This is a genomic window from Bacillus sp. MMSF_3353 (genome assembly GCF_030733445.1).
Classification (GTDB): domain Bacteria; phylum Bacillota; class Bacilli; order Bacillales; family Bacillaceae_G; genus Bacillus_A; species Bacillus_A wiedmannii.
In genome coordinates, this window is record NZ_JASHJA010000002.1 from 285307 (window position 1) to 308359 (window position 23053).

General features: G+C 36.4%; 22 protein-coding genes. 10 read left to right on the forward strand and 12 right to left on the reverse strand.

What is annotated here, in order from left to right; translation table 11 throughout:
- The first annotated feature begins 280 nt into the window (after positions 1-280).
- From RBB48_RS06725 to RBB48_RS06735, 3 genes are all read left to right on the forward strand, one after another.
- Entirely contained in the window at positions 281-1492 is a 1212-nt protein-coding gene (locus RBB48_RS06725; RefSeq protein ID WP_088064824.1) for a NupC/NupG family nucleoside CNT transporter, read from the forward strand.
- Positions 1493-1754: 262 nt separating this feature from the next.
- Positions 1755-2510 (forward strand): diguanylate cyclase domain-containing protein, encoded by a 756-nt coding sequence (locus tag RBB48_RS06730; RefSeq protein ID WP_088064825.1) that lies wholly within the window; start codon positions 1755-1757, stop codon positions 2508-2510.
- Positions 2507-3808 (forward strand): glycosyltransferase family 2 protein, encoded by a 1302-nt coding sequence (locus tag RBB48_RS06735; RefSeq protein ID WP_306007473.1) that lies wholly within the window; start codon positions 2507-2509, stop codon positions 3806-3808. Before RBB48_RS06730 ends, RBB48_RS06735 begins: the two co-directional genes overlap by 4 nt.
- Positions 3809-4001: 193 nt before the next feature.
- Here RBB48_RS06735 and RBB48_RS06740 read toward each other — a convergent pair whose 3' ends face one another.
- Together RBB48_RS06740 and opuD are read right to left on the reverse strand one after the other, a co-directional pair.
- Positions 4002-4136, reverse strand: a complete 135-nt coding sequence (locus RBB48_RS06740) for a hypothetical protein (protein ID WP_000833067.1) — start codon at positions 4134-4136, stop codon at positions 4002-4004.
- 282 nt (positions 4137-4418) lie between these two features.
- Entirely contained in the window at positions 4419-5936 is a 1518-nt protein-coding gene (gene opuD, locus RBB48_RS06745) for a glycine betaine transporter OpuD (protein WP_306007476.1), read from the reverse strand.
- 664 nt (positions 5937-6600) lie between these two features.
- Between opuD and RBB48_RS06750 the strand changes: the two genes are divergently transcribed.
- Positions 6601-7479, forward strand: a complete 879-nt coding sequence (locus RBB48_RS06750; protein ID WP_046955549.1) for a cell wall-binding protein EntA — start codon at positions 6601-6603, stop codon at positions 7477-7479.
- Between the two features lie 79 nt (positions 7480-7558).
- Positions 7559-7861: a DUF3910 family protein gene (locus tag RBB48_RS06755; RefSeq protein WP_046955548.1), complete on the forward strand. Its 303-nt coding sequence runs from the start codon at positions 7559-7561 to the stop codon at positions 7859-7861.
- A gap of 42 nt (positions 7862-7903) precedes the next feature.
- Here the strand turns inward: RBB48_RS06755 and RBB48_RS06760 are convergent, their stop codons facing one another.
- From RBB48_RS06760 to RBB48_RS06770, 3 genes are read right to left on the reverse strand one after another with little or no spacing between them, the layout of a single operon-like run.
- The gene (locus tag RBB48_RS06760; RefSeq protein ID WP_088064829.1) at positions 7904-9286 is read right to left on the reverse strand and encodes a zinc ribbon domain-containing protein; all 1383 of its coding nucleotides are present in this window, start codon (positions 9284-9286) and stop codon (positions 7904-7906) included.
- Positions 9287-9298: 12 nt separating this feature from the next.
- A complete protein-coding gene (locus tag RBB48_RS06765) occupies positions 9299-10849 on the reverse strand; it encodes a zinc ribbon domain-containing protein (protein WP_088064830.1) in 1551 nt (516 codons plus the stop codon).
- A 5-nt stretch (positions 10850-10854) separates the two neighbouring features.
- Positions 10855-11346 carry a zinc ribbon domain-containing protein gene (locus tag RBB48_RS06770; protein ID WP_087985935.1) on the reverse strand — a complete coding sequence of 164 codons (492 nt, stop codon included), beginning with the start codon at positions 11344-11346 and terminating at the stop codon, positions 10855-10857.
- Between the two features lie 158 nt (positions 11347-11504).
- On the opposite strand from RBB48_RS06770, the gene RBB48_RS06775 reads away from it, so the two are divergent.
- Both RBB48_RS06775 and RBB48_RS06780 read left to right on the forward strand, forming a co-directional pair.
- Positions 11505-13124 (forward strand): SWIM zinc finger family protein, encoded by a 1620-nt coding sequence (locus RBB48_RS06775; RefSeq protein WP_088064831.1) that lies wholly within the window; start codon positions 11505-11507, stop codon positions 13122-13124.
- Positions 13108-15864, forward strand: a complete 2757-nt coding sequence (locus RBB48_RS06780; RefSeq protein ID WP_306007477.1) for a DEAD/DEAH box helicase — start codon at positions 13108-13110, stop codon at positions 15862-15864. The genes RBB48_RS06775 and RBB48_RS06780 overlap by 17 nt, the downstream gene beginning before the upstream one ends.
- Positions 15865-15888: 24 nt before the next feature.
- On the opposite strand, the gene RBB48_RS06785 is transcribed toward RBB48_RS06780, so the two are convergent.
- The gene (locus RBB48_RS06785; RefSeq protein ID WP_088064833.1) at positions 15889-16374 is read right to left on the reverse strand and encodes a VanZ family protein; all 486 of its coding nucleotides are present in this window, start codon (positions 16372-16374) and stop codon (positions 15889-15891) included.
- 110 nt (positions 16375-16484) lie between these two features.
- Between RBB48_RS06785 and RBB48_RS06790 the strand changes: the two genes are divergently transcribed.
- Both RBB48_RS06790 and RBB48_RS06795 read left to right on the forward strand, forming a co-directional pair.
- Positions 16485-16709 carry a DUF1659 domain-containing protein gene (locus tag RBB48_RS06790; RefSeq protein WP_088064834.1) on the forward strand — a complete coding sequence of 75 codons (225 nt, stop codon included), beginning with the start codon at positions 16485-16487 and terminating at the stop codon, positions 16707-16709.
- 107 nt (positions 16710-16816) lie between these two features.
- Positions 16817-17032 carry a DUF2922 domain-containing protein gene (locus tag RBB48_RS06795; protein ID WP_001197599.1) on the forward strand — a complete coding sequence of 72 codons (216 nt, stop codon included), beginning with the start codon at positions 16817-16819 and terminating at the stop codon, positions 17030-17032.
- 19 nt (positions 17033-17051) lie between these two features.
- On the opposite strand, the gene RBB48_RS06800 is transcribed toward RBB48_RS06795, so the two are convergent.
- Complete coding sequence (locus tag RBB48_RS06800) at positions 17052-17450, reverse strand: DUF4359 domain-containing protein (protein WP_000731403.1); 399 nt, start codon at positions 17448-17450, stop codon at positions 17052-17054.
- Between the two features lie 194 nt (positions 17451-17644).
- On the opposite strand from RBB48_RS06800, the gene RBB48_RS06805 reads away from it, so the two are divergent.
- On the forward strand, positions 17645-18151 hold the full coding sequence (locus RBB48_RS06805; protein WP_048542596.1) for a competence protein ComK: 507 nt from the start codon (positions 17645-17647) through the stop codon (positions 18149-18151).
- A gap of 55 nt (positions 18152-18206) precedes the next feature.
- On the opposite strand, the gene RBB48_RS06810 is transcribed toward RBB48_RS06805, so the two are convergent.
- The 5 genes from RBB48_RS06810 to RBB48_RS06830 all read right to left on the reverse strand — a co-directional run bounded on the left by RBB48_RS06810 (position 18207) and on the right by RBB48_RS06830 (position 22794).
- Positions 18207-18677, reverse strand: a complete 471-nt coding sequence (locus RBB48_RS06810; protein WP_087985940.1) for a sigma-70 family RNA polymerase sigma factor — start codon at positions 18675-18677, stop codon at positions 18207-18209.
- 218 nt (positions 18678-18895) lie between these two features.
- On the reverse strand, positions 18896-19597 hold the full coding sequence (yknW, locus tag RBB48_RS06815; RefSeq protein WP_088064835.1) for a YknW family membrane protein: 702 nt from the start codon (positions 19595-19597) through the stop codon (positions 18896-18898).
- 127 nt (positions 19598-19724) lie between these two features.
- Positions 19725-20927, reverse strand: coding sequence for an ABC transporter permease (locus tag RBB48_RS06820; RefSeq protein ID WP_061679380.1), 1203 nt, complete (start codon positions 20925-20927; stop codon positions 19725-19727).
- A complete protein-coding gene (locus tag RBB48_RS06825; RefSeq protein WP_000631628.1) occupies positions 20924-21604 on the reverse strand; it encodes an ABC transporter ATP-binding protein in 681 nt (226 codons plus the stop codon). Before RBB48_RS06825 ends, RBB48_RS06820 begins: the two co-directional genes overlap by 4 nt.
- A complete protein-coding gene (locus RBB48_RS06830) occupies positions 21601-22794 on the reverse strand; it encodes an efflux RND transporter periplasmic adaptor subunit (protein ID WP_088064836.1) in 1194 nt (397 codons plus the stop codon). The genes RBB48_RS06825 and RBB48_RS06830 overlap by 4 nt, the downstream gene beginning before the upstream one ends.
- Positions 22795-23053: the final 259 nt, after the last annotated feature.

A 23053-nucleotide genomic window follows, 5' to 3' on the forward strand; every position in this document is an offset into this window, starting at 1 on the left:
AAAAAATAATGTATCTATTTCCCTATTTCATACACTATATTCTACAAAAACACTCCATAACGTTATCATAATGTATATTTTTACATAAAAAACATAACCTATTTCATGTCTAATCATTTTATATGTGTTTTTTTAAAGAATTTTCTTTTTATTTAAACTTTTCGTTAGACGTTTGACCTCCGATGTCCATTATGATAAGTTACTTAAGATGTTATATTCGTAAACGTATAGACAACTGGTTTATACACTTTTTTTACTATGAGGAAGGAGCATACACTGCATGAATCTTTTATGGGGAATTGGCGGCGTGATTGGAGTATTAGCAATTGCTTTCTTACTATCTTCCAACCGCAAAGCTATTAATTGGCGCACAATTTTAATCGCGCTAGCATTACAAATGTCATTTTCATTTATCGTATTACGATGGGATGCCGGAAAAGCAGGTTTAAAATACGCTGCAGATGGCGTTCAAGGATTAATTAATTTTTCTTACGAGGGAATTAAGTTCGTTGCTGGGGATTTAGTCAACGCAAAAGGCCCTTGGGGATTTGTTTTCTTCATTCAAGCACTACTTCCAATCGTATTTATTAGTTCATTAGTTGCAATCTTATATCATTTCGGTATTATGCAGAGATTTGTTAGTGTCGTTGGTGGCGCATTAAGTAAACTTCTTGGAACTTCTAAAGCAGAAAGTTTAAACTCAGTAACAACTGTATTTTTAGGACAAACTGAAGCTCCAATCTTAATCAAACCTTACTTAGCACGTTTAACAAATAGTGAATTCTTCACTATTATGGTAAGCGGTATGACAGCTGTTGCCGGATCAGTTCTTGTCGGCTATGCAGCAATGGGTATTCCGTTAGAACACTTATTAGCAGCAGCAATTATGGCAGCTCCATCAAGTTTATTAATTGCGAAACTAATTATGCCAGAAACAGAAAAAGTAGATAATAACGTTGAACTTTCTACAGAACGTGAAGATGCAAATGTTATTGACGCAGCAGCACGTGGTGCATCTGAAGGTATGCAACTTGTTATTAACGTAGCAGCAATGTTAATGGCTTTCATCGCATTAATCGCTTTATTAAATGGTCTGTTAGGATTAATTGGCTCTCTGTTCCATATTAAACTTAGCCTTGATTTAATCTTCGGTTACTTACTATCACCATTTGCAATCTTAATCGGGGTTTCTCCTGGTGAAGCTATACAAGCAGCAAGCTTTATCGGTCAAAAACTTGCAATCAACGAATTCGTTGCATACGCAAACTTAGGACCACACATGGCAGAGTTCTCTGCAAAAACAAACTTAATTTTAACATTCGCAATCTGTGGATTCGCAAACTTCTCTTCTATCGCAATTCAATTAGGTGTAACAGGAACATTAGCTCCTACTCGCCGTAAACAAATTGCACAGTTAGGGATTAAAGCAGTTATCGCTGGTACATTAGCAAACTTCTTAAATGCAGCAGTTGCAGGTATGATGTTCCTATAAAATGATGCAAAGTCTCCTCTTTCTAAAGAGGGGGCTTTTTATTATATGTTGTATATTTTTTCGATATATATTAAATACTTTATGCTTAAATATAAGAACATTATGATACAATAATTAGTAAGTCTGTTTATTTTTTCTTGCAAAAGAGAGATACTACTTGTTGTTGCTCTCTCCAAAAGAATCTAGTCATCCGGTCTATTTCTTAATAATTGTGCATACTACAAGTATCCTTGCATGAATTACCTTTAAGGAGGAAAGTTTTGTGAAAAATAACTTCTATAAAGTCCTCTCTATGTGGATTTTACAAATTTTATTTTATTTTACAACTGTACATGTAACGCAATATGAGCATGCTCTCATTTTTACAATTATATATGTAATTGTTAATGTACTATTTCTATTATTGACTGATAAAACCGCATTTGTTCTTTTTATATTAGGAACCATTACTTCGGTATTCTATCTGTTCTACCAAGCATGGCTTTACTTATGGAGTACATCGGAACAATGGGAATACATTATTACTCACTTCCTAATGGCAGCAAACTTCTTCATCGTATATATCTCAACTCATTTATTAAAGAAGGTTATTCATGAAAATCAAGAATTAACCAAACGTGTGAGAACGTTAGAACAATACATTGGAGAATCAAAATTATTAACAAGACAAGAATTCGAAAGACGACAAGCATTATTAATCACTGCAATGAATCGTCGTAACGAAACAGGTATTATTATTTACTTTGATTTCAATTCCTTTAGTAAATATACGAAGGAAAGTGTTATGAACCGTGTAGCTTCATTATTAGTTGAAACGATAAGAGATGACTTTGATCTTGCTGCTGAATACGATAATAATAAGCTAGTTATTTTATTACAAAACACAAATGAAGCCGGTGCTGACATTGTAATGAGCCGTCTAAAGCCAAAAATGGAGCAATGGCTTGCTGCTGAAGCGATCCAAGATATACAAATTTCACGCGAGCAAATTGGGAACAAAGGAAAGACGTTATTATGATGACACTCGTTATACTGCTTTTATTCCTTCTGTTTTGCGTACTCGTTTTTTGGATTAGTATCACATTTTCGATTAAGTATATACTTATCTTTACAGCCTTTCTATTCTCTGCCTTACTTGTTTACTATTCTTTCTTAACACTCGCAGGTTTAGTTCACCGAAATAGTAAACGAAAAGATCGTACGCTAGAACATTATCCAAGCGTCGACATTTTAATACCAGCCCACAATGAAGGGGTCGTTATTAAAGATACTTTAGAGGCGATGGCAAAGATTGAATATCCAGGTAAACTAACTGTTTATTTATTAAACGATAACTCTCAAGATGAGACACCTGAAATTGGTGACGATTTTGACAAAGCTTATGCTCATATTCGTCACATTCGTGTTCCAGCGGGTGAACCAAAAGGGAAATCGCGTGTATTAAACTACGGTCTTAGTATTTCAGATGGTGAATACTTCTGTGTGTATGATGCAGATAACCAGCCTGAACCACATGCACTGCGAATGCTTGTAGAACACGCTGAAACAACCGAGGATGCTGTTGGAGCTGTTGGTCACGTTCGTACTGTAAATGAAAACAGAAACTGGCTAACACGAATGATTTCATTAGAATTTCAAATCTTCCAGCTCCTTATGCAATCAGGACGCTGGTTACTATTCCAAACAGGTTCACTAACAGGAACAAATATGCTTCTTCGTCGCTCTGCATTAGAAGAACTTGGCAGCTATGACCCGTATGCAATTGCAGAAGACGCTGAATTAACATTACGAATTACACAAAAAGGCTATCTCTTACCGATCGTTCCAGAATCAATTACATGGGAACAAGAACCTGAGCATTTAAAAATCCTTATTAAGCAGCGTACACGTTGGCTCCAAGGGAACTTGTACATTTTAGAAAAAATGTTTTCTTCCTTAAGTTTCTTTAAAGGAAAACTTCTCGTCCATTCCTTACAACAAGTTTTAGTGTATGTTGTATTTTGGCTATTCTTAATCATCTCGAACGTTTGGTTTGTAATTGGCTTACTCGGGATATTCCAAATTCAATATAGCATTCCGCTACTATTTATGTGGTATGTCGCATATATTACATATATTTCTCAATTATTTAGTGCCCAGAGTGTGGAACGAACCTTTACACCAACTAATATTTTTATTAGTGTTATCATGTACTTTACGTACGCACAGCTCTTTACGTACTTATTCATTCGCAGCTTAATTTTATACTTACGTGCAAAGAGCAAGAAACAAGTCATTGGCTGGGATAAAACAGTTCGATTCAAAAAAGAAAAGTAAAACTTTAATCAGTGGGAGAACTCCCACTGATTTTTATTTTGTAAATAAAAATCAGCACAGAGCGCCGTATGCTCTGTGCTGATTTATTGCCGTATAAATTATATATATCAGACAATACCCCTTAGCTGAAAGTAATTTCACGTCCATCCCCCAACGAACGATTGACCTTCATTTATATACGAAAAAGTGATTGCTATTTTTGTAGAACCAATTGCTTCTCTTGCTGTTCTTTGCGCGTTTCAGTCTTAGGTTCCGTGCTTTCTTGGACACTACGATGTGCCACACGTTTCAAACAAATATGCTTCCACTTTCTTTCGTAACGTTTCATTATTCTAGATGTCCCCCTTGAATGCGCTTTAAAACTATTTGAAATCGCTTACAGGAAATAATATAGCACATATACATAAACGTGACAACACATTTCCGACAATTTTTTGTCAAAAATACAAATAGAATCCGCAAGATATCGAACATTGTCGAAATGTATCGATTTTTCTTCGTATAAAAGGCATACTACTCACATAGTAAAGTATTTTATTTCCCTGACTTGCAATTAGAATTCCTTCTATATAAAAAAGAGCTGATACAAAATCAGCTCTTTTTCCTTCTATTATTTATGACGCTTCATACGCCCTTCTTTTTGTAACTCTTTAAACAATGCTGCCATCATAAAGAAAATAACGAAGACGAATGGGAATGCTGCAATGATAGCTGCCGTTTGTAAGGCTTCTAATCCCCCTACATATAATAAGATAGAAGCTAACGCTGCTAGAACGATACCCCAGATCATTTTAATGCGGTTTGGTGGATTTAAACTACCATGTGTCGTTAACATTCCTAAAACGAATGTCGCAGAATCTGCAGATGTAATAAAGAATGTAGAAATAAGAAGAATAGCTAGAACAGATAAAGCTGATCCAAAGCTTCCCATCTGATCAAACATAGCGAATAACCCTACTTCTGTTCCCATCTCTTTAATTTTTTCAAAGATATGTGCACCACCAAACAGTTCCATATGAATACCAGTCCCGCCGAAAACAGAGAACCAAAGCGCACCGATTACAGTCGGTACGAGTAACACACCGATAACGAACTCACGAATCGTACGTCCTCGTGAAACACGAGCAATAAATGTACCTACGAATGGTGACCATGCAATCCACCATGCCCAATAGAAAATTGTCCACGACTGAATCCATTGGTTTCCGCCTTCATCTAATGGACTTAAGCGGAAGCTCATGCTTGGCAATTCCTGAATATAAGAACCGATTGTTGAAGTGAAGTAATTCATAATAAAGTTTGTTGGACCTGCAAATAATACAATAATCATAAGTGCAAACGCCAAAATAATATTCGCATTACTTAAATATTTAATTCCTTTATCAAGACCTGTTTGCGCAGATAACATAAATAACACGGTTACGATTGCAATAATAACTAACTGTGTCGGCAATGAATTCGGGATAGATGTTAAATAACTAACACCACCAGCAATTTGTTTCGCACCAAGACCTAATGATGTTGCGACACCAAACACAGTTGCGAAAACAGCTAACACATCAAATGAATGAGCAATACGTCCATGTTCCCCGTCTTTGAATAACGGACCTACTGTCGCACTAATTGTACTTGCTTTTCCTTTTCTAAAAGTAAAGTAAGCAATACACAGCGCTACAAATGCATATAGTCCCCACGGATGTAATCCCCAATGGAAAAATGAAAAACGTAATGCAAGGCGCGCACTTTCCTCAGTTGTACCTTCTCCAAACGGAGGTGCGTACAAATGGTTTAATGGTTCAGCAACGCCCCAGAAAACTAAACCGATACCCATACCAGCGCTAAATAGCATAGCAAACCATGTCATATAACTATAATCAGGTTCATCATCATCTTTACCTAAACGAATAGAACCGTATTTCGAAACAATTAAAAAGATAGACACACCTAAAATAATAGAAACAGAAATAATATAGAACCATCCAAACTTACTAACCAATACCGTTTGAATCGCAGTCGTTACATTTCCTAGGCTACCTTTTCCAATAATAGATTCGGGAATAATCCCCCAAATTGTAAATGCAATACATAATGTTAATGATACGATGAATGTTTTTGTCAGTTTCCTCATCAAATCCCCCTTCGTAGGTTTCACTTTTGTAAATAACATAAATTCCGATATGTAAAATCGGATAGAAAACTATAATTTCACGGTGATTTTCTTACTTTCACCTTCACCAATTCGAATTCTTATGGACAGCCTTACCTTCCGTATAATCTTTTTACTCTGCGAGAGCTATAAGATCGAAATACTGCTGTCAAATTGTGTGAGAAAAATGCGGATGGGAATGTGTTTTCCCAAAAAAGGATGTGTTACAGATGTAAAAAAGGGCATTTTTCTTCCTTGCAACCCTTTCTGTTTGTAACAATTATGCGGTTTTTTTGCTAGTATATAGCACGTGTTTATAGTTTCACAAACGAAATGTTTATGTTTATATAACTATATTACCCATAAAACGGTAAAATACTCAAGGAATGTAATCGTTTAGTAAACATTATGTAATACTCCTGTAACATTTTTATTTACGCCGAAAACAATATGTTGTATTAAATATTTTGAATATAAGTAGAAACCTACTAATCATATAGAATGAAAAACGCTTTCTTATATTTTTTGCTATATTACAGGATGTTAACGACTGATTACGAATGGTTTGTAATTGTGTGTTTTCCTGAAATCCGAAAAAATCTGTTGCTATAATGAGGACACGAAAACAAACGCAATGGAGGCTATCATGAAAAAATTAATTGGAATAGCAACAGCAGCAGTTTTTGGTCTTGGGATTTTCACATCATCTGCTAATGCAGAAACTGTTGTAACAACAGACGTACTAAATGTACGCGAAAACCCTACTACGGAATCAAAAGTTGTCGGTAAATTACTAAACGGGAATAAAATAGATGTTCAAAATACAGAGAACGGATGGTCAAAAATCACTTTAGATGGTAAAGACGCATTCGTAAGTACAGAGTTTACAAAAAGCATCTACTACGTAACAGCTAACGTATTAAACGTACGTGCTGAAGCGAACACAAACTCAGAAATTCTTGGAACGTTGAAGAAAGACGATATGATCGAAACAACGAACCAAGTACAAAATGAGTGGTTACAATTTGAATATAACGGGAAAACAGCTTATGTTCACGTTCCTTTCTTAACAGGTACAGCACCTGTTATTGAAAAACAAGAACAACCTGCTCCTGCTAAAACTGTAGCACCAGCTAAAGCGCAAGCACCTGCAGCACAAGCAAAACCAGCTGCTAAGCCTGCTGTGAAAGCTGCTGAAACTAGCACACCTTCTGGTGGTCGTGAGTTAACAGTTGTAGCTACAGCATATACAGCTCATCCGAGCGAAAACGGTGGCACATACGGTGGCCGTGTATTAACTGCAATGGGTCATGACTTAACAGCGAACCCAAACATGAAAATGATCGCTGTTGACCCGAAAGTAATTCCATTAGGATCTAAAGTATGGGTTGAAGGTTACGGAGAAGCTATCGCTGGAGATACTGGCGGTGCAATTAAAGGTAACCGTATCGACATTCTACTTGGATCAGATAGCGCTGCTCAAAAATGGGGACGCAAAACTGTTAAAGTGAAAATTTTAAAATAACCAATGACTGCTAAAGCCGGTTCTCTTTGTTGAGAGCTGGCTTTTATTTTTTTATAATAACTATAAGGAGGTTATGTTCATGAATGTACAAGCAAAAGTAGACTGGATCGGTACACCAAAACCGTATATATATAAAGATGAAGTAACATACGACGCTACTTCCATTGACTTTTCACTCGCTGGCGATGACAATCGATATAAATTAATTGTGCTCAGCTTTGAAGAAAATACACACTACAAAATTGTCCAATATGGAATCAAACCCGGCTCACAAAAACCATTTCCTATCGATATTCCATTCGAACAAAACATGTTACCAATTATAGAACAAATATTACATGATCCATATGTGCAAGCGATATTAAAGGAAACGCGCTCCTAATCGAAAAAAGACTATCTCAATTATATGAGATAGTCTTTTTTATTAACGGTTCGGACCAGATACTTCCTCTGACTTAAGCGTATTATTCGCTCCAAGAGAATGGTACAATATCTTTCCATTTCCATTAACAGTAACGATATGTTCATTATTAAAACTTTTGAACTTCACAGATCCATCACCATAACGAATATGGTACTCTTCATATGTCGTTACTTTATATTTCGTATCACTTTGATGCTCTACATTACGAATTTCCATTGTTAATAAATCTTCAGTAATTCCCTTTTTGTGTAGATATTGTATATAATCACGGTCTTCCTTATACGATTTCCCGCTCTTATCATAATTATTTTCAATTAGACTAAAATCATTTAATGAAATCGCACGTACGTTATTATAAATGTGATTTCGTACAAAATCACCAACTGCTGAGCTTGAAGTTTCTTTCGGGAATTTTAAGTAATACGTGCTTTGGTCTCCAATTTTAACACTTTCAGATTTTATTACACCAAAATCAGTAGTTTTCTCTAAATGTACTTCTACTGTTTCATCTGTGGATACAGGACCCAGTTTATAATTACCATAACTTAATTTCCCACGTTTTTTACCATTTACAAATACGGTTGCATCATTTTCATCAGAAGAAATGCTTACATACTTTCCTTCAAGCGATAAATCTACATTCACTTTCTCGCTCTGTTCATCTGCTAAATCTACTTCTTTCTCTGTTTCTAATTCAGTAAGTTCTGTCTTCGCTGTTGCCTTGACAACATACGTACCTGGGAAGTATGGACCTAACTCTTTCGAAGTTTTATCACTAGAAAGTTCTGTTTCTTTTTTATCATTCACATATATTTCTGCATTCTTTGCAGTTGTACTAACACTCATATAATAAGATTTCATGCTAAACTTATACTTTGGATATAAGAACCACTCTTTTCCCTCTGCTACAATTTCCCCATCTTTAAACGAATTTTTATCCTTTGTTAACTTTTGATCTACTGTCTCTTTCTGTAAATAAGACAATAATTGTTTATTGTAAGAAGGGTTCTCTTTTAAGTAACGCATGTACGCTTTAATATCCTCTGTCTTAATCTTTAAGCTTGAATCATTTGCTTTCACAAACTCATCAATTGCATTAATATCTTTCTTTTGGAATGCTTCAATCATTACATTTATTTGCTTTTCTTTTGAAAACTTATATGCTCCAAATTTATATGCCCCAAATAATAAAATAATAATAATAATGGCGAAACCAATAATTAAAAATAAATTTTTCTTACTTTTCACTGGTTGTGTCTCGCTTTGTACTTCTGTATATGTAGCGGCAGTGTTATCGACGATTACTTCTACTTTACTCCCACACTCAGGACAAAAGTTCAAATGGTCTGCAACGTTCTTTTTACATGTTCCACAAAACTTCAACGTGCTCTCCTCCTATTTTTTAGCTAACTTCATTCCAACAAATGCTGCTACATATGTCACAATAAAACTACACAAAGTTAAATATACAAATGAATTTTGCATAGATAATACCGTTCCACTTGTTCCAAACAAACTTGTTACAGTCCCTGAAACATCAATTTGGAACTTAGAAATCATATTCATTACAATCATCATAATTGTGTAAGAACCACTGCATACTGCTAATGCAATATACATATTGGCAGTCGATAATTCAGCTAACTTTCTTCCCGCTCTAAACATAAGGAACAATGGAATAATAAGCAGTAATAAACCGTAATGGAATACGTTATTCACTTCATCAAATTCAGCAAGGCTTTCCTGACTTGCTCCTTTTGAAATCATTATATCTCTAACCACTACGCCATTTACAGAGATGCCTGATATAAATGAAAACGATAATGTGCTCTCAGATGATTTTGATTTCTTACCAATTCCAGTAAACTCCTTACTAAGTGCTGGACTTGATACTTCTAACGGAGCAAAATGAGCCATACTCCATAATTGAGGTGTTAACTCTAATGCTAATAATGTACTTTCAGATTTTAAAGTTGTTATTTCTTTTAATGGTTCAATACTGTCTTCCTTATTTACTAACGCCATAATACAAACTACTACTGCTGTTACTAAAAGTCCTTTTATCATGGCTGAAATACCGTAATAAACAGACGCTCCATATGGCATTAACTCTTGAAATGCTGCTGCCATATTATTTTTGCTTGTATGAGCAATAAATCCTATTAAGGTAAATAATGTCCCACACACAAAACCACTCAGTAAACTCTTAATCGCTGAATAGCCAACCGTAATCTTACCTGCTTCTGAAAATGGAATTGCGAAAGATTGTGATGCTATAAAACTTATAATGAATAAAAAGACACCATAAATAATACCAACTGTTGCTGCTATAAAGATTTGATCCTTAATCGTTTTTGCAACACGCTGCTTTCCTAACCAAATTCCTGTACCAGCGAAAATCATAAATGGAATGATTAATAGTAATGTAAATGGAGTATGCCATGATAAAGAAAATATCAATCCGCTATCGTCGCTAGCTGTAAAACCAAGTAAATGATAACTTAACATCGTAGAAGTTGCACTCGAATAAAAGCTTGGCAACATTTCTAATTCTTTCGCAAATTTACTAAACATCTCACTTAATATAGAAGCAAATAATACACTACCAATCCAACCAGCAATTAACATGAGAATACTTGCAACAGCCCCACCAATAAAACCTGTTTTTAAAACAGCTTTATCTGCTGTAAATTTAACTTCAGGCGTACCGTCCATTGTAGGCAATTTGATAGATTGTTCCTTTTTCTTCACAATAAATAAAGAATGCCCACACTTTTGGCAATATAAATTTTGCTGAGCATTTTCACTGCCACAACCTTTGCAGTATTTTGCAGTATCTTGTTCTAACGTTACTGCCTCTATAGCTCCTGCAATCTCCATACTTCCTTCGTTAGGGCAATAGTTTACCTCTTCACCATGTTGATTTCCACATGTGCGACAATACATCTAATTCACTCCCCACTTTGCTTAATCCCACAAACTGGACAGTAAGTAGAGTTTTGATCGATATGTTCATTACATGAAATACAATTTGTCGTTTCACCTTCATGTTCTATCGCTAACATTGGATTAGGCTTTCCACACGAACCACAAAACTTATCATTTATTGATAAAGGTCCACCACATTCACATGTAGCTTTCTCGCCTTGTTGCTTTTGCAGTTCAACAATGCGTTTTCTTGCTTGATAAATAGCTACATCAAATTCTTGAACTGGAGCAATCATTTCTTGTAGGCTAGCTTCATCTACTCCGTTTCCTCTTAATTGAACGTAGACTCGTTGTCCAATCTCTAATAGAACCTCTGCCTTTTTCTGCATTTGCACTTGCATTTCTTTTTTCAGTTGAGCGATTTCTTGCGCAACTTGTAACTTCATCTTCCCTTGCTCAATTCCTTCTTGTAACTTATTCATTCCACTGCCTAACTTCGTCTGTAAATCTGACAAACCATTTCTCCTCCTATACATATATAGTAATATACAAAATTAACACTATATATATTACCATGATTTTCAATTTATGTAATCCAAATTTCATTTTTTCTGTTTTGAGCATTTTTTGTTTATAATGGTAAAGGAAAGAAATATGTGTACGGAGGAATATTATGCTGCAACACTCAATTACGAAAGATGAAATTATGATGATTGCGAATGAGTTCGTTCAAGGACTAGATCCACAGCAAACAGCTGATCAGGAACATGTCGCTACAGCTCGGCACCTATATCGTAGTGGTGTTGTCTACAACGTTGACTTTGATGGTTATACGCTATCAGGAACTGTAGATGCTGCAGGCAGCGTATATAGCGTCCATATCCCGATTCGTAACGTCGCTGAAAGCTATTGCGATTGCTTTGCACCAACGCAATGTGAGCATATGCTCGCTGTTTTACTATCTGCAGCATCTAGTTTCGGGCAAGTAGGAGATGTATTAACTTTATTTAAAAATAATACGAAACCTTCCCTTCCTCCTATTCGAACTGCAAGACAAGTATTGCAATCATCAGCGTTTGAAGAAACGGATTATAAAAGTTGGCAATCGTATTTTGACAACGAATATGAATCATTTAAAAAAGAACAAGCTCGGCTTACTTATAAACAAATGTATTTTCTTATGAGTATTTTTACAGACTTCTATACGAAACTCGAGCGGAAAGCTCCGCGTATCGTTGCGATACATGAGTTGTTCAGGCTACATGCAGCGCTTTATTGCTTTCAAAAATTATTAGAAGAAATTCAGGACTTCGAAGCAAATAAAACGTATTCTTATCACCAGCCTGTTAACGTCGTTCGCTTATTTGTAGACAAAGTGGAATCCATCGTTCGGGACTTACAATCAGAAGCGATTCCTTCAGAGTCTGAAGCAATTTTGCAAGAAACAGCTCGTCTCGTTCACGAAGTATTCTTCTCCACCGACGCCTATACGCAAGAAAGATTTTTTATTTATCGTCACATATGGAGTGAACTCTTACACAATAAAGAGAAACTGAAAGAAGAAGAAAAGCGAATCGATACGAAAATCAATCCACTTTCCAAAGCATTAGCATCTTCTCATCTACTCTTTTTAAATGACGAAGACCTATTAGCTATGGACTTACTAAAGAAACAGCCTGCTTCTGTTGTAAGTCTGTACTTCTATTGGTTAGAAGAGCTATTAAATACAATGCAGTGGGATCGTGCGAAAAACTGGCTTTCCTTTACGTATAAACAAGTGAAGAAAACGATACATGAGCACGAAAATACGATTTTCATAAAAGATATCGTTCGCTTATTTGTCATCATGTATGAAACGTATGCAACCCATACAAATGAACAAGCCGGACTCGAAATGATTTTGCAAGAGCTATTACCATATAGTTTCGCAAACTATGAGCAATACGTACTCGCGAAAAAGCAATATCGTACATGGGCAGAACTTCAGCTCTTACATGGGTTTGAAGCAATTGAACTTTTGAAAGAGCCACTGAAAGATATTGAAAAGGAAGCACCAGAAGCAGCCCTTCCTCTTTATCACCTTGCTGCTACCGAGGCCATTGAAGAGCGAAACCGCAAATCATATAGACGTGCAGTTCGTTACTTAAAGAAATTACGTACATTATATAAACGATTAAAGCGTACTGATGAATGGGATGCTTTCATTATTCACATCGCAAACTTACATTCACGTCTGCGTGCACTACAAGAGGAATTACGGAAAGGAAAATTAATCGATGATCAATCAAACTGAAGTAACAATTAGGCTCCAGCACGTTAGTCAAGGTTGGTTCCTTTGGGGAGAAAATGACAGCGGTACTCCATTATCCGTAACAAGTTGGAAACGAAATGCATTTACATGGCACTCCACTTCCTTCTACGGCACGTTTCTAAAGGAAGCGACCTTTGAAGGAAAACAAGGTGTTATGCTAACAAACGCACAAGCATTTGAATACATCGCTAATAAACCGATGAACTCCTTTGCCCATATTCAAATGAATGGCCCTATTACAGCACTTACGAAAGATGCGAACGAATTATGGGATGCCTTCACAAGCGGTAGCTTCGTACCTGATATGGAGCGTTGGCCCAAACAACCATCTTGGAAAGTGCAAAATACCCCAATTGAAGATGACACATTGGCATCTCTTTTCTCGGCGGCGGTAAATGAAGGCATATTACAAGATAACCGTTCAAACGACGGATGGGAAGATGCCAAGAGACTTTATGAACATTACGACTTTACGAAAAGACAATTGGATGCAGCACTACATGAAGATGATTGGCTTCGAAAAATTGGTTACATTGAAGATGACCTTCCCTTTACAATTGGACTACGGCTACAAGAGCCGCAAGAAGAATTTGAAATGTGGAAGCTTGAGACAATTGTTACACCAAAGCGCGGGGCACATCGAATATATGTATATGAAAGTATCGATTCTTTACCAAAACGATGGCACGATTATGAAGAACGTATTCTTGAAACACAAGAAGGATTCAGTAAGCTCGTGCCGTGGTTAAAAGAAGGCGATGCATTCCGAAGTGAGCTCTTTGAAACAGAAGCGTGGAACTTCTTAACAGAAGCAAGTAACGAATTACTCGCTGCAGGTATTACGATTTTACTGCCATCCTGGTGGCAAAATTTAAAAGCGACAAAACCAAAATTACGTGTGCAGTTGAAGCAAAATGCCACGCAAACGCAATCTTTCTTTGGCATGAATACACTCGTTAATTTTGACTGGCGAATTTCAACGAACGGCATTGATTTATCAGAAAACGAATTTTTCGAACTCGTTGAACAAAACAAACGATTATTCAATATAAATGGTCAATGGATGAGACTGGACCCAGCCTTTATTGAAGAAGTACGAAAGCTTATGAACCGTGCCGATAAATATGGACTCGAAATGAAAGATGTCCTTCAGCAACATTTATCAAACACTGCTGAAACAGAAATTGTAGAAGAAGATAGTCCATTTACCGATATTGAAATCGAGCTAGATGGATATTATGAAGAACTATTCCAAAAACTACTGCACATTGGAGATATTCCAAAAGTAGATGTCCCTTCTGCACTAAACGCAACACTCCGTCCGTATCAACAACATGGCATTGAGTGGTTATTATATTTAAGAACGCTTGGATTCGGAGCATTATTAGCTGACGACATGGGACTTGGAAAAAGTATTCAAACGATCACTTACTTACTATATATAAAAGAGAACAATCTCCAAACAGGCCCTGCTTTAATCGTAGCACCGACATCTGTTCTTGGAAATTGGCAAAAAGAATTTGAGCGTTTCGCACCAAATTTACGTGTTCAGTTACATTATGGAAGTAACCGAGCGAAAGGTGAATCATTTAAAGACTTCCTTCAATCAGCAGATGTTGTATTAACATCTTATGCATTAGCTCAGCTTGATGAAGAAGAACTTAGTACGTTATGCTGGGATGCTGTTATTTTGGATGAAGCACAAAATATTAAAAACCCACATACGAAGCAGTCGAAAGCGGTACGAAACTTGCAAGCAACTCACAAAATCGCTTTAACCGGTACACCGATGGAAAACCGACTTTCCGAGCTTTGGTCTATTTTTGACTTCATTAATCATGGATATCTTGGCAGCTTAGGACAATTCCAGCGCCGCTTCGTCTCACCGATTGAAAAAGATCGTGACGAAGGAAAAATCCAACAAGTTCAACGATTTATCTCACCATTTTTACTGCGTCGTACGAAAAAAGATCAAACAGTCGCATTAAACTTACCAGATAAACAAGAACAGAAAGCGTACTGTCCACTTACTGGTGAACAAGCTTCCTTATATGAGCAACTTGTTCAAGATACATTGCAAAATGTAGAAGGATTAAGTGGGATTGAAAGACGCGGATTTATATTACTCATGCTGAACAAACTTAAACAAATTTGTAATCACCCTGCTCTTTATTTAAAAGAAACAGAACCAAAAGACATCATCGAACGTTCCATGAAAACGAGCACGCTAATGGAGCTAATTGAAAATATAAAAGATCAAAATGAAAGTTGTTTAATCTTCACACAATACATCGGTATGGGGAACATGCTAAAAAATGTGTTAGAAGAACATTTCGGTCAGCGCGTCCTCTTCTTAAACGGTAGTGTACCAAAGAAAGAACGTGACAAAATGATCGAGCAGTTCCAAAACGGAACGTATGACATTTTCATCTTATCGTTAAAAGCAGGTGGAACTGGCTTAAACTTAACCGCTGCCAACCATGTCATTCACTACGACCGTTGGTGGAATCCAGCTGTAGAAAACCAAGCAACAGACCGCGCATATCGTATTGGTCAAAAACGCTTCGTTCACGTTCATAAACTGATTACAACGGGGACACTCGAAGAGAAAATTGATGAAATGTTAGAAAGAAAACAATCATTAAACAACGCTGTCATTACAACCGATAGTTGGATGACCGAACTATCTACAGATGAACTAAAAGAATTACTTGGTGTATAAACAAAAGGAGCTAATCTCAAAAGATTAGCTCCTTTTTCTATTCCAAAACCAATTGCTTATTATAATTCCTGTTAATCCGCCGCATGTATCCAGTAATGAATCTTGCCACATCGGTGTACGATCTCCCGTAGTCCATTGATGAATTTCATCAAATGTTGCATATCCCGCAACGAAAAGAAGAGCGTATATAAAACACCTTTTTCTCGAATAACCTAATCGATGAAAAGCGTAATACGTCAATGAACCGAGCATAAAGAACACCATAAAATGCGCACCTTTACGAAGGAAAAACTCAATAAATCCGCCTACACCTTTATTTGCAATGCTAACAGGTGTACCACCGCCATAATCGATAGATACCCACGAGAAATGCTCTTTCACAAACTCAACATTTACATATTGTTCAATATCCGAGCGCATATCCTGCTTTTTATATGGTTGTGCCGAGGAATAGAAAATCAACCCCATCCATAGTAAAACAGGAATCCAAAATAACCATTTACGTTTCACTCTTCCGAAGCCCCTCTCTTAGTCTTTTAAGCGTACCAAAAAAAAGAATAAATTTCACGCCAAAACATGACATTTGCACCCTATTTATAAAGTGAAAGGGGGTGATAAACATGGCAGTCGGAACAATCGTAACGGACTTAACTTTACGTCTTGTCTTAAACAGTGGATTAGATAAGAACGGAAAAACAGCTTTTAAGCAAAAACAATTTAAGCGTGTTAAAACAAACGCAAACTTAGAGCAAGTACAAAACGTAGCACGTGCTCTTGCTTCTTTACAAGTATCGCCGCTTCACGCTATACAGCTTGTTAGCACATCAGATCTTTCTACCCTATAAGGTTAAAATTTACTTAGTGGGGGGTGTTCATCCCCCGCTAAGTATGAACCAACACCAATCACCCTGCCCGCAATATAGCGGGATAAATAAAAAGGAGGAAATAACATATGCAAGTACTAGAATTAATTTTTGCGAAAGAAGATGGAAAAACAGTTGTTTTTTCTATCGAGAAACCTATCACACCCGTCGATGCACAAGTCGTAAATCAAGTAATGGATACCATCCTTGCCTCATCTGTATTTTCATCAATTAATGAAAATACCCGAAAAAAAGGAGCCCGTCTCGTAGAAAAGAATGTATCTGAAGTTCCAATTAACTTATAAACAAAAAGACGAATCTGCATCATTTTGCAGATTCGTCTTTTTTCTTCGGCATTTCAATCGGAATAAAGATTTTTGAAAAACCGACGCATACATATTTATAATGTTCTCCGCCTATATCAAACTCGGTCGTATATGTTGAGAAGAAAATATAATCATTTCGCTTTGTATAATTCTCGATTAATAATCCAACTTGTGGCTCAACATATTTTTTCGCCAACTTCTTACCAGCCGATGCTAAATCGCCAAGGAGACCTTCTTCATTTTCCTTTTGAACTTCGTCTAGCTTCTTACTTACATCATTACGTTTCATAAACTGCTTCGCTGCCCAATCCGTATATTCACCTTTACTCGGATTACTATTTGCTAAATATACTAGAAGAACAACAACTAGAGCCATAATAATATACTTTTTCTTCATACTATCTCACCGCCTACTCTTTTCTATTTTCATATATATGTACAAGCGATGCAAATTAGAAAGACTAACATCTATTGATTGTAAACGAATAGTCAAAATTTACAATATGAAACAGAATATTAATAATTAATTTACTTAATTCGTATATAATTATATTTGGTATTACTATTATTTATAAGGGAGGAATCAAATTTATGAATGAAGAAAATGATATTATTATTTCTAATTCTACAATGATGCTGGAACCTTACAAGCACCCTTATTATCGCACCAAAATTATCGACAGTAGCGGGAACCATCTTTACTCCTGTCAAACTGCTCTCCAACTCATCAAGCAATCTTGTCTAACCAATGTTCACTCTACTTATCAAGGCAGACGTAATGCAGTCCAAACAAACTTTAAATTTAAACAAAATGTCCCAATTCCAATTAATCATCGAGAATATATTTGTGCTTTCCCGACAGAATCTCCCTCTTCTCCAAACTGTATATGGCTATTTTATAACCATATAGATGACATAGAATTTTTCAAAAAGAGTAAAAAAGCTAACATTCATTTTTCAAATGGCACTACTACAACAATACATATCAGTCCCCATAAGTTAAAACAACAATTATTAAAAGCTGGATACGTATTATCACGTATGAACATGCAAGATTCACTACAATTTAAAAACCTCTTATTACATTTACTACCTTAACAGAATAAGTAGAATGGAAAGCAATATCCATTGCCTTCCATTCTTATAATCCTATTTATCCTCTTAAGCTATTTCGCATTTTCTCAAGTGCTTGCCGATACACCCACCTCACTTGATAATAAGTCATTTCCATCTCGCTAGCGATTTCCCCCATCGTCTTCCCTACAAAAAAACGTTCGAAAATAATATACTTCTCCTTCTCATCTAATACACTCATAAAATCCTTTGCTCTTATTTCAGCATCTTCAAACGTAAAAATCTCCTCATATTCACCTACGTAAACATTCCTTTCTTGCAAGGCAGATTCTTTCTTCAACCTTTCCAATATATAACCACGCACCGTTACAACTGCATATGCAGGAAAACTTCCTTTCTCCGCATCAAATCTTTCATAAGCATGCCAAAGACCAATTAAACCACATTGATAATACTCTTCATGATCTTGATAAATACCTAGCTTCTTTATTTGATTTACAATCATTCCTTCATACAAAACAACTGTCTCTGTAAAAGTCGCTGGCTTCACACAGTACCTGTTTCTAAAAGGTATACCTCTTTGTTATTCCGCCGGTACCTCCACAATATAAAAATAAAGAAGCGATTTCACTGTGAGTAATTTCAAATACTACCGCCGAAATTTGAAATTACACGAAGTAGAATTTGAAATTCTGCTGGTCGTATTTGAAATAAGGGTAAAAATAAAAAAGGTGACTCTTGGGAGAGTCACCTTTTAGTCCAATCATATTATACCGGTAAACCAGGTAAAAACTTTGCCATCAATACAACAATCGCAGCTAAGAATACTGCCTTAATAATGAATAAAATGATAATTGGAATAGCTGCTTTCACTTTACTTAATCCTGCTGTAACTTGTAATCCTAACCAAATTAAAACTAAATTCCATAAAGAGAACACTTCGATTGAATTACCGATTCCGTATACAAGTGAGCCTTTCTCAAATAACGGACCTAAACTTGTATACGCAGTTGGTGCAGCACCTAAAATTAAAGCTATAATACCATTAATGAGACCACCAATAATAACAATAATATCCGCGTATACAATAATCATTACTATTTTTTTATAAGAAGTATCATTCCCGTAAAACATCATAAACACTTTATAAATAGCTGCAACAACGAATGTTGCGATCATAACACCTACTGTTCCCCATATCGTACTAGAAACTACATTTGATACAAGCGAGCCCTGTTCTGCAAGTGCACCACCTAATTTCTTTTGCATTTCAATCATCTCAGGTGATGTATACGTAATATACGAATTTAAACCACCTACAAGTCCTTGTAATAGTGCCACTATGAAGAACATGCCCCAAACTTTCTCAGTCGTCTTCATTCTCTCAAACTGTAAGCCAGGAGAAGTCATCATTCCAAACAATGATGGCTTCTCTCCGCCAGCTTTTTGCGTATTCAAATTCGCTTCCATTATAACGCCTCCTTCTATTTATATAACCCGTTCTAACGGGCGGTTCACTTCCTCAACATAGAGGCTACGAACCGCCCACTAGAACGGTAATGTGTAGTAGAGAGCCCCTCTCTACTACACTACTAACTTATTCATAACGTAATGCTTCAATTGGATCTAACTTCGCAGCTTTATTCGCTGGAATTAATCCGAAAATAATACCAAGTGTCATAGAGAATAGTACGCCTCCAACGACAACTTCCCATGAAACGAGTGGTGGCCATTTCGCAAATGTGGAAACGATATATGCTCCGCCATATCCAAGGCCAATTCCAATCAAACCACCTAGAAGCGTTAACATGACTGCTTCAATTAAAAATTGTAATAAAATTTTACTACGCGTTGCCCCAAGCGCTTTACGTATCCCAATTTCGCGCGTACGCTCCGTTACAGATACGAGCATAATATTCATAACACCAATACCACCAACGACTAATGAAATACCCGCAATACCGCCAATGATCATCGTCATGATGCTAGTGACTTTAGAAACATTTTCTTGTAATTCTTTTAAATTCACCAGTTCATATTTACCTGGAATTTCACTTGGCTTACGACTATTTAACACATCAACAGCTTGTTTCCCAGCTGCTTCTAAATCGTCTACATTTTTAGCTTGAATTGCGATATTTTGAATATCATCTGTTCCGAATAAAACAGGCCATAATGTAAGGGGGATTAACGCTTCTTCCATTTCAAATCCCATAAACTCATTATCAGATGTATACACACCAATAATTTGCATTGGCTGCCCCTTCATCTCAATAATTTGTCCAACTGGGTTTACGTCCTTAAATAACGTCTCTTCTGTTTTTGTACTAATCATCACAACGTTATTTGCATGAGAAATATCTGATTCACCTAAAGTACGTCCCTTTACGACCTTTACTTTATTAACCGCAAAATATTCATTATCAAGACCAATAACATTCAGATTCGCTTTTTTATCATTTACATCCAATATCTCTGTTGTCGAATTTGTCGTAATAACATGTGAAACATCTTTCACTTGTTTTACTTCCATAATATCCTCTTCTGTTAACTTTGGTATTTCAAATCCGCCTATAGCAAACTCATCATTCATATCTGGTTTAAATTGAATTGGCATAAGGTTATTACCACCAGAACCTGCGAATTTCGACTTCAGCATCGCTTCCCCGCCTTGCCCAATTGCAACGACAGTAATAATAGAACCAACACCGATAATAATACCGAGCATCGTAAGAGCTGAACGCAGTTTATGAGCTAAAATAGAAGATAGGGCAATTTTTATACTATCTAGTAAACTCATACCGCACACCTTCTATCTTCTGTAATTTTCCCGTCTCGCAGTACAATGCGGCGGGAAGAATACGCTGCTACTTCCTCTTCATGCGTAACCATAACAATCGTTGTACCTTCTGCATTAAGCTTTGTGAAAATATCCATAACTTGCTCACCAGACTTCGTATCAAGCGCACCAGTAGGCTCATCAGCCATAATGAACGTTGGATTATTCGCAATCGACCTTGCAATCGCTACACGCTGCTTCTGTCCACCTGATAATTCATTCGGCAAATGATGAACCCTATCTGACAAACCGACTTTACCAAGCGCTTCCAGAGCCCTTTGACGACGCTCTGCTTTCTTCACACCACCGTATACGAGCGGAAGTTCAACATTTTCGACTGCCGAAAGACGCGGAAGCAAATTAAAGTGCTGAAACACAAATCCAATATATTCATTACGAATTAAAGCAAGCTTTGACTCGTCTGCTGTTAAGATATTCACATCATTCAGCATATATTCGCCTTCTGTTGGACGATCTAAACAACCGATAATATTCATAAGCGTTGATTTACCAGAACCAGACGGTCCCATAATCGAAACGAACTCACCGCTTTGAATCGTTAAACTAATACCGTGCAAAATCGGCACTGCCAATTTTCCTTGATAATACGTTTTAGCAATATTATTTAACGTAATCATTTCTCTTTCACTTCCATTCCGTCATACACGTCGTCGGAAGGATTTTTAACCACCTTTTGCCCCACTTTTGCGCCTTCAACAATCTCTGTCCAATCTCCATCAGTAGAACCTTTTTTCACATTTTGTTTACGAAGCTTCCCTTTCTCCTCAACATAAACAAATGCATCATCGCCTTTTTCTACAATGCTCTTAGTTGGAACAGCAATCATCGTCTTATTCTCTAAACTTACTTGCAGAGAAACGTGATAACCTGGAGATAAACCATCTTGACTATCAAGACTTGCTTTATATGTATATTGGGACATATTTTGAGTCGCTTCACCCATACCACCAGCTTGAGCCATCTCTGCACTCGTTGGGAATTCACTTACCTCTGTAATTTTACCTGTCCACTTCTTCTTACTATTTGCTTTCGCAGTGACAGTAAATGTTTGATCTGGTTGAATTTGTGACTTCTGAAGCTCAGTTAACGTCCCTTGAACTTGGAATGGATCTTTAGACGCCACTTGTAAAAATGCTTTCCCTTGACCACCTAACGCTTGAGATGAACTTTGCGCCGCATCTTTATCTAACTTTTGAACGACACCAGTAAAATTACTATAAATCGTAAGCTCTTTCTGCTTTTTACTTAACTCTTCTTTTTGCAACTTCCCTTTTTCTTTCTCTAGATCAGTTGTCTTTTGCGCCATCTCTAACTCACTTACTTGCTCATCCATCGGATCTGTTACTTCTTTCCCAGCTCCGCTATCCTTTGCCTTCTTAATTTCTTTCTTCAACGAATCAATTTTCTTCTTTCCTTGATCATAACGCATATCTGCCATCTTCTGATCAAGCTCAGCTTGCTTCATTTGCAAGTTAATCTCTTCATTATCATAAGAGAATAACTTCGTACCTTTCTCTACCTCTTGTCCTTCTTTCACTGCAATATCTTTCACTTTTCCTTTAGTCGGATCCGCATAGAAACTTTCAATATTCCCTGGTTTCACCTGACCAGAAATTAACTTCGTATTATTAAGCTTTCGCTCCGTTACCTTCTCAAAGCTCACAGCATCAGCAGATGTTGATGCCCCCTTCTTCTTACCTTGCATAATAAAAATATTAACTGCTGCTACAATAACAATTAGTGCAATAACCCCGATGATAATCCATTTCTTCTTCTTGTTTGGAGTACGAACCGTATTTGGTACCATATTCTCTCTCCTTTTATAACTTAATAGTTTAATATAAGAATTGTATAAAACTTTCTGAAAACAGATTACATATTATTACATTCTTTTTACAAAGTTTTACACATCCATTTATATTGTAACAAAAATTCCAATGATTAGAAATATGACATCTTGTCTTTTAAGATAGATTTAAGGAAAGATTATATTAATATAAGAAAAGCCATCCTTTATTAATCAACTCCTTACCAAGATAAATTATTAAAATTATTTTCCTAATTGC

Coding starts and splice junctions, on each gene's coding strand:
- yknW (WP_088064835.1), bottom strand. CDS start 19,597: ATGGAAGCGAATTTGAATACGCAAAAAGCTGGCGGAGAGAAGCCATCA.
- RBB48_RS06820 (WP_061679380.1), bottom strand. CDS start 20,927: ATGAGTTTACTAGATAGTATAAAAATTGCCCTATCTTCTATTTTAGCT.
- RBB48_RS06790 (WP_088064834.1), top strand. CDS start 16,485: ATGGCAGTCGGAACAATCGTAACGGACTTAACTTTACGTCTTGTCTTA.
- RBB48_RS06740 (WP_000833067.1), bottom strand. CDS start 4,136: ATGAAACGTTACGAAAGAAAGTGGAAGCATATTTGTTTGAAACGTGTG.
- RBB48_RS06805 (WP_048542596.1), top strand. CDS start 17,645: ATGAATGAAGAAAATGATATTATTATTTCTAATTCTACAATGATGCTG.
- RBB48_RS06830 (WP_088064836.1), bottom strand. CDS start 22,794: ATGGTACCAAATACGGTTCGTACTCCAAACAAGAAGAAGAAATGGATT.
- RBB48_RS06735 (WP_306007473.1), top strand. CDS start 2,507: ATGATGACACTCGTTATACTGCTTTTATTCCTTCTGTTTTGCGTACTC.
- RBB48_RS06765 (WP_088064830.1), bottom strand. CDS start 10,849: ATGTATTGTCGCACATGTGGAAATCAACATGGTGAAGAGGTAAACTAT.
- RBB48_RS06750 (WP_046955549.1), top strand. CDS start 6,601: ATGAAAAAATTAATTGGAATAGCAACAGCAGCAGTTTTTGGTCTTGGG.
- RBB48_RS06825 (WP_000631628.1), bottom strand. CDS start 21,604: ATGATTACGTTAAATAATATTGCTAAAACGTATTATCAAGGAAAATTG.
- RBB48_RS06755 (WP_046955548.1), top strand. CDS start 7,559: ATGAATGTACAAGCAAAAGTAGACTGGATCGGTACACCAAAACCGTAT.
- RBB48_RS06795 (WP_001197599.1), top strand. CDS start 16,817: ATGCAAGTACTAGAATTAATTTTTGCGAAAGAAGATGGAAAAACAGTT.
- opuD (WP_306007476.1), bottom strand. CDS start 5,936: ATGAGGAAACTGACAAAAACATTCATCGTATCATTAACATTATGTATT.
- RBB48_RS06725 (WP_088064824.1), top strand. CDS start 281: ATGAATCTTTTATGGGGAATTGGCGGCGTGATTGGAGTATTAGCAATT.
- RBB48_RS06800 (WP_000731403.1), bottom strand. CDS start 17,450: ATGAAGAAAAAGTATATTATTATGGCTCTAGTTGTTGTTCTTCTAGTA.
- RBB48_RS06780 (WP_306007477.1), top strand. CDS start 13,108: ATGATCAATCAAACTGAAGTAACAATTAGGCTCCAGCACGTTAGTCAA.
- RBB48_RS06775 (WP_088064831.1), top strand. CDS start 11,505: ATGCTGCAACACTCAATTACGAAAGATGAAATTATGATGATTGCGAAT.